The 14,379-nt window shown below is 37.3% G+C and carries 14 protein-coding genes; 12 read left to right on the forward strand and 2 right to left on the reverse strand.

What is annotated here, in order from left to right; translation table 11 throughout:
* Positions 1-20: 20 nt before the first annotated feature.
* The gene (locus HMPREF2904_RS05340; RefSeq protein ID WP_070660717.1) at positions 21-983 is read right to left on the reverse strand and encodes an aromatic acid exporter family protein; all 963 of its coding nucleotides are present in this window, start codon (positions 981-983) and stop codon (positions 21-23) included.
* Positions 984-1,079: 96 nt separating this feature from the next.
* On the opposite strand from HMPREF2904_RS05340, the gene rlmB reads away from it, so the two are divergent.
* The 8 genes from rlmB (at position 1,080) to HMPREF2904_RS05380 (ending at position 9,730) form a co-directional block, all read left to right on the forward strand.
* Positions 1,080-1,808 (forward strand): 23S rRNA (guanosine(2251)-2'-O)-methyltransferase RlmB, encoded by a 729-nt coding sequence (gene rlmB, locus HMPREF2904_RS05345; protein ID WP_003010074.1) that lies wholly within the window; start codon positions 1,080-1,082, stop codon positions 1,806-1,808.
* A gap of 18 nt (positions 1,809-1,826) precedes the next feature.
* The gene (locus HMPREF2904_RS05350; RefSeq protein ID WP_070660720.1) at positions 1,827-2,339 is read left to right on the forward strand and encodes an NYN domain-containing protein; all 513 of its coding nucleotides are present in this window, start codon (positions 1,827-1,829) and stop codon (positions 2,337-2,339) included.
* Complete coding sequence (locus tag HMPREF2904_RS05355; protein WP_070660723.1) at positions 2,339-3,202, forward strand: DegV family protein; 864 nt, start codon at positions 2,339-2,341, stop codon at positions 3,200-3,202. Before HMPREF2904_RS05350 ends, HMPREF2904_RS05355 begins: the two co-directional genes overlap by 1 nt.
* A gap of 152 nt (positions 3,203-3,354) precedes the next feature.
* Positions 3,355-3,801, forward strand: a complete 447-nt coding sequence (gene rplM, locus HMPREF2904_RS05360; RefSeq protein ID WP_002876943.1) for a 50S ribosomal protein L13 — start codon at positions 3,355-3,357, stop codon at positions 3,799-3,801.
* 18 nt (positions 3,802-3,819) lie between these two features.
* Positions 3,820-4,212 carry a 30S ribosomal protein S9 gene (rpsI, locus tag HMPREF2904_RS05365; protein ID WP_000075969.1) on the forward strand — a complete coding sequence of 131 codons (393 nt, stop codon included), beginning with the start codon at positions 3,820-3,822 and terminating at the stop codon, positions 4,210-4,212.
* An 814-nt stretch (positions 4,213-5,026) separates the two neighbouring features.
* On the forward strand, positions 5,027-6,406 hold the full coding sequence (locus tag HMPREF2904_RS05370; protein ID WP_070660726.1) for an ABC-three component system protein: 1,380 nt from the start codon (positions 5,027-5,029) through the stop codon (positions 6,404-6,406).
* A gap of 1 nt (position 6,407) precedes the next feature.
* A complete protein-coding gene (locus tag HMPREF2904_RS05375; RefSeq protein ID WP_070660729.1) occupies positions 6,408-7,103 on the forward strand; it encodes an ABC-three component system middle component 1 in 696 nt (231 codons plus the stop codon).
* The gene (locus HMPREF2904_RS05380; protein ID WP_070660732.1) at positions 7,100-9,730 is read left to right on the forward strand and encodes an AAA family ATPase; all 2,631 of its coding nucleotides are present in this window, start codon (positions 7,100-7,102) and stop codon (positions 9,728-9,730) included. The genes HMPREF2904_RS05375 and HMPREF2904_RS05380 overlap by 4 nt, the downstream gene beginning before the upstream one ends.
* Before the next feature lie 336 nt (positions 9,731-10,066).
* Here the strand turns inward: HMPREF2904_RS05380 and HMPREF2904_RS05385 are convergent, their stop codons facing one another.
* Complete coding sequence (locus HMPREF2904_RS05385) at positions 10,067-10,270, reverse strand: CsbD family protein (protein WP_070660735.1); 204 nt, start codon at positions 10,268-10,270, stop codon at positions 10,067-10,069.
* A gap of 325 nt (positions 10,271-10,595) precedes the next feature.
* Between HMPREF2904_RS05385 and HMPREF2904_RS05390 the strand changes: the two genes are divergently transcribed.
* The 4 genes from HMPREF2904_RS05390 to HMPREF2904_RS05405 all read left to right on the forward strand — a co-directional run bounded on the left by HMPREF2904_RS05390 (position 10,596) and on the right by HMPREF2904_RS05405 (position 14,349).
* Positions 10,596-11,195 (forward strand): rhomboid family intramembrane serine protease, encoded by a 600-nt coding sequence (locus tag HMPREF2904_RS05390; RefSeq protein WP_070660738.1) that lies wholly within the window; start codon positions 10,596-10,598, stop codon positions 11,193-11,195.
* 184 nt (positions 11,196-11,379) lie between these two features.
* On the forward strand, positions 11,380-12,387 hold the full coding sequence (locus tag HMPREF2904_RS05395; protein ID WP_070660741.1) for an NADP-dependent oxidoreductase: 1,008 nt from the start codon (positions 11,380-11,382) through the stop codon (positions 12,385-12,387).
* Positions 12,388-12,400: 13 nt separating this feature from the next.
* The gene (locus HMPREF2904_RS05400; RefSeq protein ID WP_070660744.1) at positions 12,401-13,036 is read left to right on the forward strand and encodes a TetR/AcrR family transcriptional regulator; all 636 of its coding nucleotides are present in this window, start codon (positions 12,401-12,403) and stop codon (positions 13,034-13,036) included.
* 191 nt (positions 13,037-13,227) lie between these two features.
* A complete protein-coding gene (locus tag HMPREF2904_RS05405) occupies positions 13,228-14,349 on the forward strand; it encodes a VanZ family protein (protein WP_070660749.1) in 1,122 nt (373 codons plus the stop codon).
* The last annotated feature ends 30 nt before the right edge of the window (positions 14,350-14,379 follow it).

The following is a 14,379-nucleotide window of genomic DNA, read 5'->3' on the forward strand; positions in this document are numbered from 1 at the left end:
TCTTGCAAGGGCTTCTTTGTCTATTCTGTTTCCTCATGGAATTGTTGGTAAAAATCAACCTTAACCTGGATAAAAGTTTCTAAGTCTCTTAAGAGTTGGAGCAAGGTGGCGCGTGTTTCGAATTCTTCACGGGTCTTAGGAAGAGGGCGTTCGCGAAAGATCGCTAAATACTGACTAATATCATCAAGAAGATCTTGGGCGGGATTTTCCTGACTTAACTGTTGGGCTGTCTTCTTAAATAGTTGTGCTAGGATCATACTTTCACTCGCCGCCAACTGACAGCGGTTGACGTTTTCTGCCATATCCCGCAGAATATCGTTTTGCCGCTTGCGCATTTCGAAGTAGTGAATATGGTAGTTGGTTTGGTGAAAGAGGTGGTTGGAATGGTCCAGATAGACTAGGTTCAAAGCGTCCTTTAGGATGCTGTCCAACTCCTTAATCAAGCGAGCATCATTGCGACCATCCCCTTTACCAAGTAATTCCGCAAAACGACCAAGGATCTTTTTCAGTTGGTCTTCAACAACATCATGGTAGTGATCGATCGCTCCCTGATTAGAAGGCATATAGAGATTGGCCAGCAAGGCAAAGCTGGTCCCAATTAAAAAGAGGGCAAGTTCATTGAGCAAGAGTCCCCAGGAAGTAGACTGCTCAATTAAGAGATGGGTGACCAGCACCGTACTAGGCGTGATGCCGATCTGCCAACCCAATAGAAAGGCGCAAGGAACATAGAGAGCGATAAAGACTCCCAGTGCCCAAAGGTTGAATCCAAAAAAGGAAAAGGCGAGACTTCCGATAGCAAGGGCCAGTAAGGTCGACATAAAGCGCTGGTAGGCTTGCTTGATGGTACTGCGACGCGTATCCGAGATACTTAAGATGGCAATGACGCCAGCTGAGATGGCATAGGTCAAGCCCAGAGCATAAGCGAGGGCCGCTGCTAAACAGGTGGCCAAGGTGAGTTTGATGGTTCGTTGAAAAAGAGGCATGGCTTCCTTTCTAGTTCGGTTCGTTCATTGAGATAGATTTGATTTCATTATATCATGAATTGGCCTCTTCCTCCTTTCTTGTGGTATACTAGTTCTATGGAAAATAACGATATCGTATACGGTGTCCACGCAGTCACCGAGGCTTTACAAGCCAATACAGGCAATAAATTATATATTCAAGAAGACCTCCGAGGAAAAAATGTCGACAAGATCAAGGCCTTAGCAGCTGAGAAAAAAGTGTCAATTTCTTGGACGCCAAAGAAAACCCTGCAGGAAATGACAGAAGGAGCTGTTCACCAAGGCTTCGTTCTTCGAGTGGCAGCCTTTGCCTATACAGACTTGGCAGCGATTCTGAAACAGACAGCCCAAGAAGAGAACCCACTTTTGTTGATTCTCGATGGTTTAACAGATCCGCACAATCTTGGATCTATCTTACGGACAGCTGATGCGACCAATGTCTCAGGAGTCATCATTCCTAAGCATCGGGCAGTAGGGGTAACCCCAGTGGTGTCAAAAACTTCTACTGGAGCAGTGGAACACATTCCCATTGCGCGTGTGACCAATCTTAGCCAAACCTTAGACAAGCTCAAGGAAGAGGGCTTCTGGATCTTTGGAACCGACATGAACGGCACGCCATCTCACCAGTGGAATACGGCTGGCAAGTTAGCCTTGATTATTGGCAATGAAGGAAAAGGGATCTCAGCCAACATCAAAAAGCAAGTCGATGAGATGATCACCATTCCCATGAATGGTCATGTGCAAAGCCTCAATGCCAGTGTGGCAGCAGCCATCCTTATGTATGAGGTCTTTCGCAACCGATTATAATCCTAGAAAGGCAATGATATGAAACGAAAAATCTTATTGGTTGACGGCTATAATATGATTGCCTTTTGGCAGGAGACCCGCCAGCTCTTTCAAAAAAGTGAGCTCGATGCAGCCCGCAATATCCTCCTGCAAAAACTGAGTCACTATGCTAGCTTTGAAGGAATCGAAGTCATCTGTGTCTTTGATGCCCAGTATATGCCAGGAGTGCGGCAGACTTATGAGGAGTTCAATGTTCAGGTGGTCTTTACCGGTGAGGATGAGACGGCAGATGACTATATCGAGCGCTTGGCGGAAGAGCTTAACACGCCCCTCCACCAAGTATCGGTAGCGACCAGTGACTTAAATGAGCAATGGACCGTCTTTGCTCAAGGAGCTCTTCGGGTATCTGCCAGAGAGTTAGAAAAACGAGTCGCAGTCGTCAAAGGGAACCTCAATCAAGCGCAGCGAGTGGTCAACGATCAAAAACCGCCCATGCGACCGCTCGATCACGAAGTATTGCGACAATTACAAGAAATGATGGGAGACAAGTAATGACATTTGCTATTTTAACCGATTCGACCGCAGATTTAGACCAGAACTGGGCCAAGGAACACCAGGTGACCATTCTTGGCTTGACCATTGAGTTAGATGGGACGGTTTACCAGACAGTTGGCCAAGGTCAATTGACTAGCCCTGAACTTTTAGAAGCCATGAAAAATGGGGCCAAACCGACAACCAGTCAGGTCAATGTGGGCCAATTTCAGGAAACCTTTGAACAATTTGCCAAAGAAGGAAAAGATCTGCTTTATGTGGCCTTTTCATCGGTCTTATCTGGGACTTACCAGAGTGCAGTCATGGCACGAGACCTGGTTTTAGAAGACTACCCGGAAGCCGTGATCGAGATTGTCGATCCGAAGGCTGCTGGGATTGGAGAGGGATATCTGGTCATGCGGGCAGTAGCTGCGCGTGATGCAGGCCGTTCATTAGCAGAAGCCAAGGAAGAGATCATGGACCTAGCGCCAAGACTGCGGACTTATTTCCTCGTCGATGATCTCTACCACCTCATGCGTGGAGGCCGTCTTTCCAAGAGTGCTGCGATCATGGGAAGTTTGGCCAGCATCAAACCCATTCTCTGGATTGATGCGGAAGGGAAATTAGTGCCCATCAGCAAGGTTCGGGGACGCAAAAAAGCTGTCCGAGAATTACTGGAGCTGATCAAGGCCGATATCGGTGAAAGCACAGCCTTGGTGTCTTATACCAACGATCTAGAAGGAGCCGAAGCACTGAAGCAAGAAATGCTTGCGCTTGAAGGAATCGATGAAGTCCTCGTGATGCCTCTTGGACCGGTTATTTCAGCCCACGTCGGCCCGAATTCCTTGATCGGATTTGTCATTGGAAAAGAAAATCGCAAATAATTTTCCAAATCGGTTGACTTTTATCTTAGAATTTTGATACAATAGTAGGCGGTATTGTTTACCCCATTTGTAAGGCCCCGGAACCTTTCAAATAACTCGCGGACCGGAACATCCGCCCTGTAAACAAAAACGACATTCATATAGGAGAAATCATGAACAAAACTACATTCATGGCTAAACCAGGCCAAGTAGAACGCAAATGGTACGTTGTTGACGCAACTGATGTACCTCTTGGACGCCTTTCAGCAGTTGTTGCTAGCGTGCTTCGCGGAAAAAACAAACCAACATTCACACCACACACTGATACAGGTGACTTCGTAATCGTTATCAATGCTGAAAAAGTTAAATTGACTGGTAAAAAAGCAACTGATAAGATCTACTACACTCACTCAAACCACCCAGGTGGATTGAAATCAATCTCTGCTGGTGAACTTCGTTCTAAAAATGCAGTACGTTTGATCGAGAAATCAGTTAAAGGTATGCTTCCACACAATACTCTTGGCCGCGCTCAAGGTATGAAATTGAAAGTATTCGTTGGAGCTGAGCACACTCACGCTGCACAACAACCAGAAGTTCTTGATATTTCAGGACTTATCTAAGGAAAGGAACAATAAAGTATGTCACAAGCACAATATGCAGGTACTGGACGTCGTAAAAACGCTGTTGCACGCGTTCGCCTTGTTCCAGGAACTGGTAAAATCACTGTTAACAAAAAAGATGTTGAAGAGTACATCCCACACGCTGACCTTCGTCTTGTAATCAACCAACCATTCGCAGTTACTTCAACTGTAGGTTCATACGACGTTTTCGTTAACGTTGTAGGTGGTGGTTACGCAGGTCAAGCAGGAGCAATCCGTCACGGTATCGCTCGTGCCCTTCTTCAAGTAGACCCAGACTTCCGCGATTCATTGAAACGCGCAGGACTTCTTACACGTGACTCACGTAAAGTTGAACGTAAGAAACCAGGTCTTAAGAAAGCTCGTAAAGCTAGCCAGTTCTCTAAACGTTAATTCGTTGCTGGAAAGTAGAATACAAACGAAAACACTTTGCATCTTGCAAGGTGTTTTTTGTATGAGAACTGGCGGTGCGCAATTAGGATAGCTCTAGCGACTTTAGTCGCATAGAGATATGCTATGCATAGTTGCCCCAAGAAAACAAGCGTAGCGATGTTTGATTGGATGGCAACCACTGCACTCAAAATGTTAATCAATACGATACTATCAACGTTTTAAAGCACTCAAGAGTTTACCTCATGGGTGCTTTTTTATGTTTTTTGAAAAAGTTCACCCATTTTTCTTAGAAAAATTTTTTGTAAATTTAAAATCAGTACTGAGTTTTATAGAATCTTTTATATAAAAATGGTGTGTCTAAGAGTGTCTTCAATTAATGCTTTATTTGTATGATTTACTAGTCATTCTATTGATAAAAGCTGATAAATATCAATTATAAAGTTTATCATTTAGATTTACTACTGAGATAAATGATGAAATTGTTCTATTTTAAGAATGTTCAGATTTAGCAGTTTATTTGACTATTTTTTTGTAAGTCCTAATATTCCTCAAGCTAGTTAGTATGGTGTTACGAGAATATCAATACTACTATTGATAATTATCATACGACAAATAATATGTGATGAATAGTAGGAATAAATGATACAAGAAGAATGTATTAAGGGGAAACTTTTTTGATGAAGAATACATACTTTGTAAGTATTATAGTGTGTGGATATTGAGTTGACGGGTTGTTTGGTAAATTATATAATTATGTTAACTATGTGATTTTGGGTGTTAATGTTATTTAGATGTGTATACATAAGGAGGTAAAATGGCGAGTTCAAATGTTGATCAGAATAGGAACGCAACATCAAGTTGGAGTGGATATATTCATCAAGGGAAAGTTGGTTTTTTAGTTGCGCTAAGACAATTACGATGCTGCATTGAAAATGAAATAGAAAATTTTGAAGATTATGCTATAAGATATGAAAATGCTGAGGACTTTGATATTGTTGGCAATGAAGAGCAAGTATTATCGAGGCATCAAGTAAAAGCTTATATCAATGGTAATGAGAGAGAGGATTACTCGGACCTTTTTAATATACAAACAAGGAAGTTAGAAAATGGAAAGGAAAAAATAAATGTAAAGGGGTATCAGATTCATGAATTTGATGGTCAAGGAAACGTGGTACGTATGGTGGTTTCTCCTGAGAGCAGATTTTTGCATGTGATTGTTAGTGTGCCAGATTTTTATTTGACACGGGAAGAATATAAATCTAAGTTCCCTGGCAGGACAAAATATACTAAAAATGAGTCTCAAGTTCAACTTTATAAATATAAAGTTGGCTCCGATGAAGTGTTATATTGTCCGCTTTCTCAAAATGATGGTAATGATACAATTAGAGATTATTGTACAGCTGAAATAGAAGAAATTTTAAAATTAAAGGGTAATCCATTGAATGATAGTGTTTCACATTTAAAACAAGTATATCTCAGGTATGTAGGTTCTTTATTGGATCATAGCATTGGACAAGCACACAGTGAATCTGGTTTTCCAGAAATATCCTTTAGAGAAATAATTTCCATTATTGAAAAGGAAGCTCCTAAAGATGAAGTATATGAAATGAAGAATACTTTGACTTATAGCTGGGAAAAATATCATCGTGATTATTCAACTGATATTTCTGAAGAGAACTTCAAACTGATGGATAAAATAATCAATCATTTACTGTCGCTATCTAAAAAAGAGTTTTATAAGTTTGTAAGAATGGTTTTACCCCATGAAAAGTCGGATGAAGATTTTGCAAAAATATTTAATATTACTCTCTTAGAAAGAATATTCTATTCGTTGATAAAAGATGTTAGAAAATTTTCGTTTAAACATTATAGTTTTTTAGATGATGTTAAAAAAAGTTATAGATTCTCCTTAATTGATATTGAAGAATCTCCTGGTCGTATTGCAACAGTAATTAAAAATATTATTGATAATTCAGAATTTTTAAAAGCCACTTTTAATCATGATTTTCTTATTAATAGGGATATAGATGGGGTTCCGATTGGAGTAAGAATAGATGAATTTGATAGTATGTCAGATAGTAGATATAAAGATGAATGGAATACAGGAATGCAACATAATATTTTCAAACCGAATATGGAATTTATTGGCATTAAGAAAGTGAAAGAAAAGAATTTGAGTGTGCCGGAGGACTAATATGAGAGACATTGTTATAAAATTTTTACAAAATAACCATTTTAATCAGTTGGATACAGATTTTGATTTCTATACGAACTCGCAATACTCAGAGTATTTTATAGTTAGTGAATATAGTCCTAATGAGCTACATAATTTTTTTGATGATGATAAGACTTCACAAGTAATAAAAGAGTTTGAAAGACTGTCTGTGAAATCGGAACACGAGAATATTAAGAAAAATACCTCTCTGTTTATTTTGGTAGAAGTTGATAATTTAAAAGAAGCATTTGAAGATGAAAAAATCCAAAGATCAATATTATTGATAGAAGAGGACTATTACTATTTTAGAAAGTTCGTTTTATTATACACTCAAAATGGGTTATCGGATTTACGAGACAAAACTACTAATGAAGCACTCTATAGTTACTTGGAATCTAATATTGATGCTTTTGAGGAGGATATGTTTTTTAGCGAGTCGTATTTTATGGCGATGGAAATTGGAGTAAAACTACCATTTTTCACACTCCCTAAAAGAAATGATATCTATCAAAGTATAGAAAATCAGTATCAGGACAGTAAGGATGAATTAGATAATAGATTATTGGAATTTTATACTAAGGTCACTGATGAGAAATTGTCAGAATCACTGAAAGATATTTCTACCGATGATAAAAATATTTCTGATTTACTTCAAATAGGAGAATTATTACAATGAAAATCAAAAAAATTTTAATAAAAAACTTTAAAAATATAAAGGAAACTAGAATTATTGATTTTCAAGAGAATGTAACTTTGTTTGTTGGACCAAATGGATTTGGAAAAACTACAATTTTTGATGCAATAGAGTTATCATTAACTGGGAAAATCCGTCGAATTGAAGAGTCCGATTATAGCGATGGTAGAAGTAGTTTTAGTACTCCTTATTTTCAAAATAATCCTGAGGAAGATACATTCATTGAGCTAACGTTGACAAATGATGAAGGTAGTTCTTTGATAGTATCTAGTCTTTATAAGAGTAGTATGAATGCTGAGGGAAGTAATGTACCAAAGTTTTCATTTTCAAAATTTAAAAGAACAGTTCGGTTTGAACCTGAACCCCTTGAAGACTTGGATGGTTTGAGTGAAAGAGATATACAAAAGGTCATTAGTCAATTTTTAGGATACGAATCAGAAGATTATAGTTTAGGTGATACTTTTGATTTGTTTCATTATATTCAACAAGATGAAACAGCTTATTATTTGAAGCAAAAGGAGAAAGATAGAAAGGAACAATTGAACTTTTTATTAAATATTGGAAACTATGTTAATAGAAAAAATCGATTAGAGCGTTTAAAAAGTGTTTTATCCTCTAGTGAAAAGGAACTAAAAGCAAAAAAAGATAAGTTAAAAACTTCCCCAATTAAGAACGACACTCCATATTCTAAGTTACCTCTTAGAGCAGATAATGACTTTGCTTTTAATAAAGAATCAATTGAATTTGATAATGAACTGTCAAATGAAAGTTTAAATATATATCTTTCAGAAATTGAAAAACTGCAAGAGTTTCGGAGTTCATTTTCTCCAAAGGATTACTTTCTTAGAAAACTAAGTGATCAGTTTGAGCGAGAGGTTCTGGATGATAAAGATTTTATTTTCTACTTAATAGTTAGAGAATTTTTTGAAAGTCAGGATAATATAGAGCATATTGAACAAAATCATACTTTAATTTTAAATGATAAAAATTATTCCTATTTTTTACTTAAAAATTATATCGGTCAACTAGAGTCATTGGAAAATGACAGTAGAATGTTTAAACGTGGAAAAATTCTAGAGGGTCTGCTTGATGTCGAAATTGACAAACTTAATATAGAGATAATTAAGAATTCTTTAAATAGTTTTCCAAATTGGGAATTTGGTCAAGTGTGGCTTGAAATGTTTGATTACAAGTTATCAACTTACAAGATTAAAAAAGAGCAACTGGATGATGGTGTAAATTCGATTAACAAGTTACTCGAGATAAGAAGCCGTCTAAAAGAACATAGTGATGAAAAAAATTCAGAATGTGTGTTTTGTGGCTATGATTGGGGAGAGAGCAAGAATTTACTGATAGCCTATGAAGAAACAACGAATCAACTACGTAAAAATTTGACTAATTTTGAAATAGAAGTTTCAAATATGGTTGAAGAATTAAATCAATTAAAAATGGAGTTGCAAAATCAGATTCAAACGGAGCAAGAGAAACTTTTTGTTATTCCTGATGATTTTTTGTCGGTGATACGATCCATAAGTAATTATGACTTTCCTGAGTCTTTTAGCAACTTAGTTGTAATGAACTCAGAGATTAGGCCTTTGCTTGTTGATGAGAGTGCTTCGTTACAAGAGTTTGAGAATTTGAAAACAGAGTTAATAAGTTCATTGCAAGAAAAACTATTGATTCCAAAGGAAGTTTATAGTACTTTCCTTAGAGTTGTAAAGAAGAGTGTAAATTTTGAAAATCTTTTAGAAAAATATTCTATTTTAGCTGGAGAATCAATAAGGGAATATGAAATTTCTTTTGACCTTTTACCCATTTCCTTGAATAAATTTGAAGAGAACAAAGAAAAGTTGCTAGTATTTTTAAGGGATCTTAGATCTCAAATAGTATTTGATTATTCTAAAAGTTTAGATTCACAACATCTATTTGATAAATACTTTGCATCTAAGGAAAAAACTTTTGAGGAGTGTACTATAGAAAGAATCAGCCAAAAAAGGGAGTATATTATTAACCAGTTTGAATTACAAAGTTTGACGATGTTTAACCAAATTGAGAATCGCCTTCAAATAATCGAACGCACAATTACTTATCTTCAGCAGCGTGTTAGGAAATTAAATAATAATATAAAATCTTACCAAGAACAGATGATTCAAAAGTTGAAGCTTCCCTTCTATATGTATACTGCTAAAATTTTACAAAATTACCAACAAGGAATGGGAGTTCTACTAACTACTCAAAATAATTCTAATATCAGGTTTATAGCAAATAGTAATAGTGAGCAGGATGTGATGTATCAATTAAGTTCTGGACAAGTAGCTGTTATTTCATTTGCTTTCACTTTGGCGCTAAATACTACATTTAAGATTTCAAAAGAGTTCAGATTTTTATCAATTGATGATCCGATTCAAGATATGGATTCTATGAATGTATATGCTTTAATTGATTTAATAAGACATTCATTATCAGATTATCAAATTATTATGTCCACACATAATGATGGTAGTGCTATGTTTATAAAATATAAATTTGAACTATTTTCAAATTTTGAAATATCAAATGTAGGGCTAAAAAATATAAAAGACATATTATTGGAGGGTGATGAAGTATAAATAAAATACGTGTTATGAAGAATTGATATAGTTTGATTCTATTCTTTGATAGAAAAAGTAAAAAACGGTGGAATAATGTTATAAAGTTATTCTAAAACCACTTTAAATGAATTGTTTCCAATCAGGTCTTAAGAAAGCTTGTAAAGCACCACAATTTAGTAGTCGTTAATTCGTTGCTGGACAGCAGAGCACAAACGAAAACACTTTGCATCTTGCAAGGTGTTTTTTTCGATTCCTGATATGTAGTTCACCAAATGAATGACAAACAAAAAACCACCCCATCTCCCTCAGTCAAATAGGACTGCAGAAAATAGGGTGGTTTTAGAACGTTAACGGTTAGTTGTCGTCTTTATGAAAGATATTTTTAACGCCCTTGATCGCTCCTTCAACAGCTTCTTTTGCATCTTCAGCAACTTCTTTTGCTTTTGAAGCAACTTTTTCAGCAGTGCCTTCAGCTTCTGTTTTTTTATCGCCGGTTAATTTACCGAAGCCTTCTTTAACAGAGCCTTTTACTTGGTTCAATTTTTCTTCTAATGACATAGCGTCACCTCCATGAAGTTAGTCGTTTATTTCTCTGAATACAATACAGTTGATTTAAAAAAATGAAAAATATTCGTCTCAGATTAGAATGAGTATATTCTTTTAAAAATTGATAGTCAAATTTTTGCTACGGTATTCTGAAAGCAGGATCGATTTTTGATCTGAAGGCAAATCGTGACCGACTAATAAGTCACGATATTTCGTTTTTCCAGCAAAGATTTGAAACGAAAGAAGCAAAAACTTTTCTGTCTCCAATGAAATAAATGGTATAATGGTCGTGAATGGAGACACCGTAACGCTGTTTTTTGAAAAAGAGAAGATAAATATGAAAAGAATCCTTACAACCTACCCTGTCATCAGTACTTTAGCTCTAATCTGTTTATTGCTCGGTCTATTGACTTCCTTTTATGGGGATGCTATGTATGACCTGTTGGCCTTTCATTCGAAGCCAGTCTATGCTTGGCAATATGTCAGTGGGACCCTGATGCACGGTAGTAAAGGAGCCCCTATCTGGTTTTTATGGGTCCATTTGTTGTTAAATGGACTTATGATCCTTCCCTTCGGAGGATTGTTAGAAAGAAAAAGAGGCTCCAGACAAGTCTTGATTGTTTTTGTGACGGCGACAGTCTTCTCTTCCATCGTTTTTCACCTCTTAACCCAGGGGCGGGACATTCAGGCAACAGGGATCTCTGCTGTAGGATACGCCTTTGTAACCGGTGGAGTCATGCTCCTGCCAAACGTGTGGAAAGAATTTTTACGTACCGTAAAATGGTTTTATCTATTCTTAATTTTTCTATCTGGTCTCATGCTCTTACCAGTAATCACCGGATGGATCTCAACGCTATTGCATCTTTCGGGGATTGCAAGTTATCTATTGGTCTTTATCGGAAGTAAAGGCTTGAAGAGGAGAAGCAAAGGTTCCTGATATAGTAAACGCAGATAGGGTCATTCCTAACAGACGCTCAAGAGAAGAATCTTGGGTGTTTTTTGCTAGGAAAAATTTCTCTGAATCCTTTTAGTCGAACCTATCATTGAATCATGGATAGTTGTATGCTATAATAATCTAAAATTGAGTGATCACTCAATTTTACAATGGAGGTATGTATTGTATGACTGTAAAAGCGGTTCAATTTCACCGATTTGGTAATATAGATGTCTTAGAATTAGCAGAAGTAGAACCAGAACCACTAAAGGAAAATCAAGTGAGGCTCAAGGTAGCTGCCGTAGGATTAAATCCGGTGGATTATAAAATTTTTGAGGGTGTTAAACAGCTTCGGATGTTATCCCTTTTAATGAAACTAAGGCATCCTAGTAGATGGTTTGAGAAAACTTCTTCTTTATTCCCTAGAGGCGTTGCACGTGATTTTGCTGGGACAATCATTGAAGTAGGTAAGAGTGTGACTCAGTTTTCGGTAGGAGATAGAGTCTTTGGGACGATTATAAGTGCACCTGGTCTTGGTTCAAAAAGAGGAGCATTAGCAACTGAGATTTGTGTGAAGGAGACGGAGATCGCTTCTATGCCATCTAATATTGATTTTCTGCATGGCTCAGTCTTGGGGGTTAGTTCCTTAACGGTAGGAGGAGCTTTTCGAAAAATTAATATTGGAACTAAGGATACAATTGTCATTTCAGGTGCATCTGGAGGAATTGGATCGATTGCAGTACAATATGCTGTTTCAAAAGGTGCCAGAGTTATTGGAATAGCTAGTGCTGGTAATGCGGACTACCTCAGATCGATCGGTGCCATCCCGATTTCCTATCATGAATCGATCAAAGAAAAAATTCAAGAACTTTCAGGAGTAACTGTTACCAAGATGTTGGATTGTTATGGGGGAGACTATGTAAAATTAGGCTTCCAATTGGGTTTGCGAGGTGATCAAATTGCTACCCTGGTTCCATCTCCTTCTGCTATCTTGAAAGGAGCTCAATTTACAGGCCCACGGCATTCACAATATGATGACTTCCTATCACTTGCAGAACTTGTTTCCAAAGGGGAAATTTCAGTTCGTTTGGATAAAATCTATCCATTTTCATTATCCGAAATAAAAGAAGCATACAAGGATCTTGAAAAAGGGCATACCAGAGGAAAACGTGTGATTGTGATTCAAGAGGAGTGAGGAGGAAAGGAAAATGGTTGATCTAAATCAAGCTTGTGTTCGTCATATTCAACTCATGAGATTGAGTGATAAACAAAAACGTGTTCTAATTGCCAGTTTAACCTTGTTTTCTGAAATCGGTTTTGAAAAAACTACATCGCTTGACATTGCACGCCGAGCGGAAGTATCAGAAGGGACTGTTTTTAGCTATTTTAAAACAAAAGAAGGCATACTCAATGCGCTTCTTCTCTTGTTTTTTGATCAGGTCATACCTGAAACAATTGAATTGTTTACTGATCAAAAAGTTCTGTGTAACGATGAAAGTGTTACAGTTTTTTTTCGGAGTATGATCGAAGATCGACTAAATTTTCTGATCAACAATAGAGATATTATTAAAATTCTCTTTTCAAGGTGTTTAATTGATTCATCTTGGTTTGAAAAAACAGAGAGCATTGTTCAGAACAATATTGTAACGCCACTCAATCCTATTTTAGATAACTATAAGGTGAAAGGGGAGCTGGTTAATTGGCCTAACGAACGAATCATTCGTAATATTATCTCCTTAATGCTATCTTATGCTGTGCCATCCATACTAAATAGTAAAGCAATTGATGTGGGAAAAGTTTCAGATGAGATGATTGAAATTCTAGCGAATAGGATAGTCTTGTGATTCCTATTTTATACTAACGATGTTACAGTGAGAGAATTCTGATTTTAGTTCAATAAGGAGCTCAAAAAATGAAATGAACTCCTCTTCCTTGACTCTTCCTCTACCGGGCCGTATAATATTCTATATCAATGAAGAAATCACCTTTTGTCATTGTGCAAAGGGTGATTTTATAACGAAAAAAAGGAGACACAATGGGGTATATCTCTACTATTAAAACGGCTGTTCAGCTCTTTCCTTTCCTGGCATTTTTGCTGACCTTGCCCTACATGATTTTGAATTATCGAAAATATGGCTCGGTCAATAAATTGCGGGTGCTGATTTTCTATTCTTTTATGCTTTACTTGATGACGGTCTATTTCTTGGTGATCTTGCCTCTGCCAGATCCAAGTAAGATTCATACTAGCTACTCGGAAATGGTCAATCTCCATCCCTTTGCTTTTCTAGTGGATTTTTTCAAGGAGAGCCCCTTTGATTTAGCGCAGACTGGTACTTGGATTCAAGCCCTTAAGCATCCAACTTTTTATGTGCCTGCCTTTAATATTCTGATGTTGATTCCTTTTGGGATGTATCTACGCTATTATTTCAAGTGTGGTTTTAAGAAAACGATTCTCCTGACAGCCCTCTTTAGTCTCTTTTTGGAGCTAACCCAGTTATCAGGTCTCTACTTTCTATATTCGGGCCCTTACCGCCTAGCAGATGTCGATGATATTATTCAAAATACCACTGGTGGTGGAGTGGGTTATCTGCTTGGTTGGTTCCTAGTTTGGTTATTGCCGACACGAGATGAAATTGACGAACATTCTTTCCGAGTAGGAACCAGAGTATCTGGTTTCCGGATGGGTCTTGCCTTCTTGATCGACTTTGTGATGCTATCCTTGCTTTACGCGGTAATCGAGCGTTTAGAGACGGTTCCTTATGTAGCGGTTTTGGCTGTCTATTTTGCCTTGATTCCCTTGTGGCGTGGCAAAACCTTGGGAATGGCTTTATTGAAATTCCGCTTGCATTTTGACAAGCAAAAATGGCTTCGCACCATCTGGCGGGGAATCCTGGTAGTAGGTTATTTCTATCTGATTCCTCAAGGGTTGTTCTATTTGATTTCGCTCTTGAATAGCGATTTGACGGACAATTCCCTCTTAACCCTGTCCATGATTTTATTGCTCTTCTTTGTGGTTTTATTGTACCTAATTCTCACTCTTGCCATCGTCTTACTCAATCGTCGCTTTCCGTTTGATCGTCTAGCTGGAGCTGAGTATGAGAGTACGGTGCGCGTGAAGAAAGAGCTCTTAAAAGATGAAACTGAATCGTCAAAATAGAGAGAGTGGGACAGAAATCGGTAATTCGTT

Origin of the sequence: Streptococcus sp. HMSC072G04, assembly GCF_001813295.1 — a bacterium.
Taxonomy (GTDB): domain Bacteria; phylum Bacillota; class Bacilli; order Lactobacillales; family Streptococcaceae; genus Streptococcus.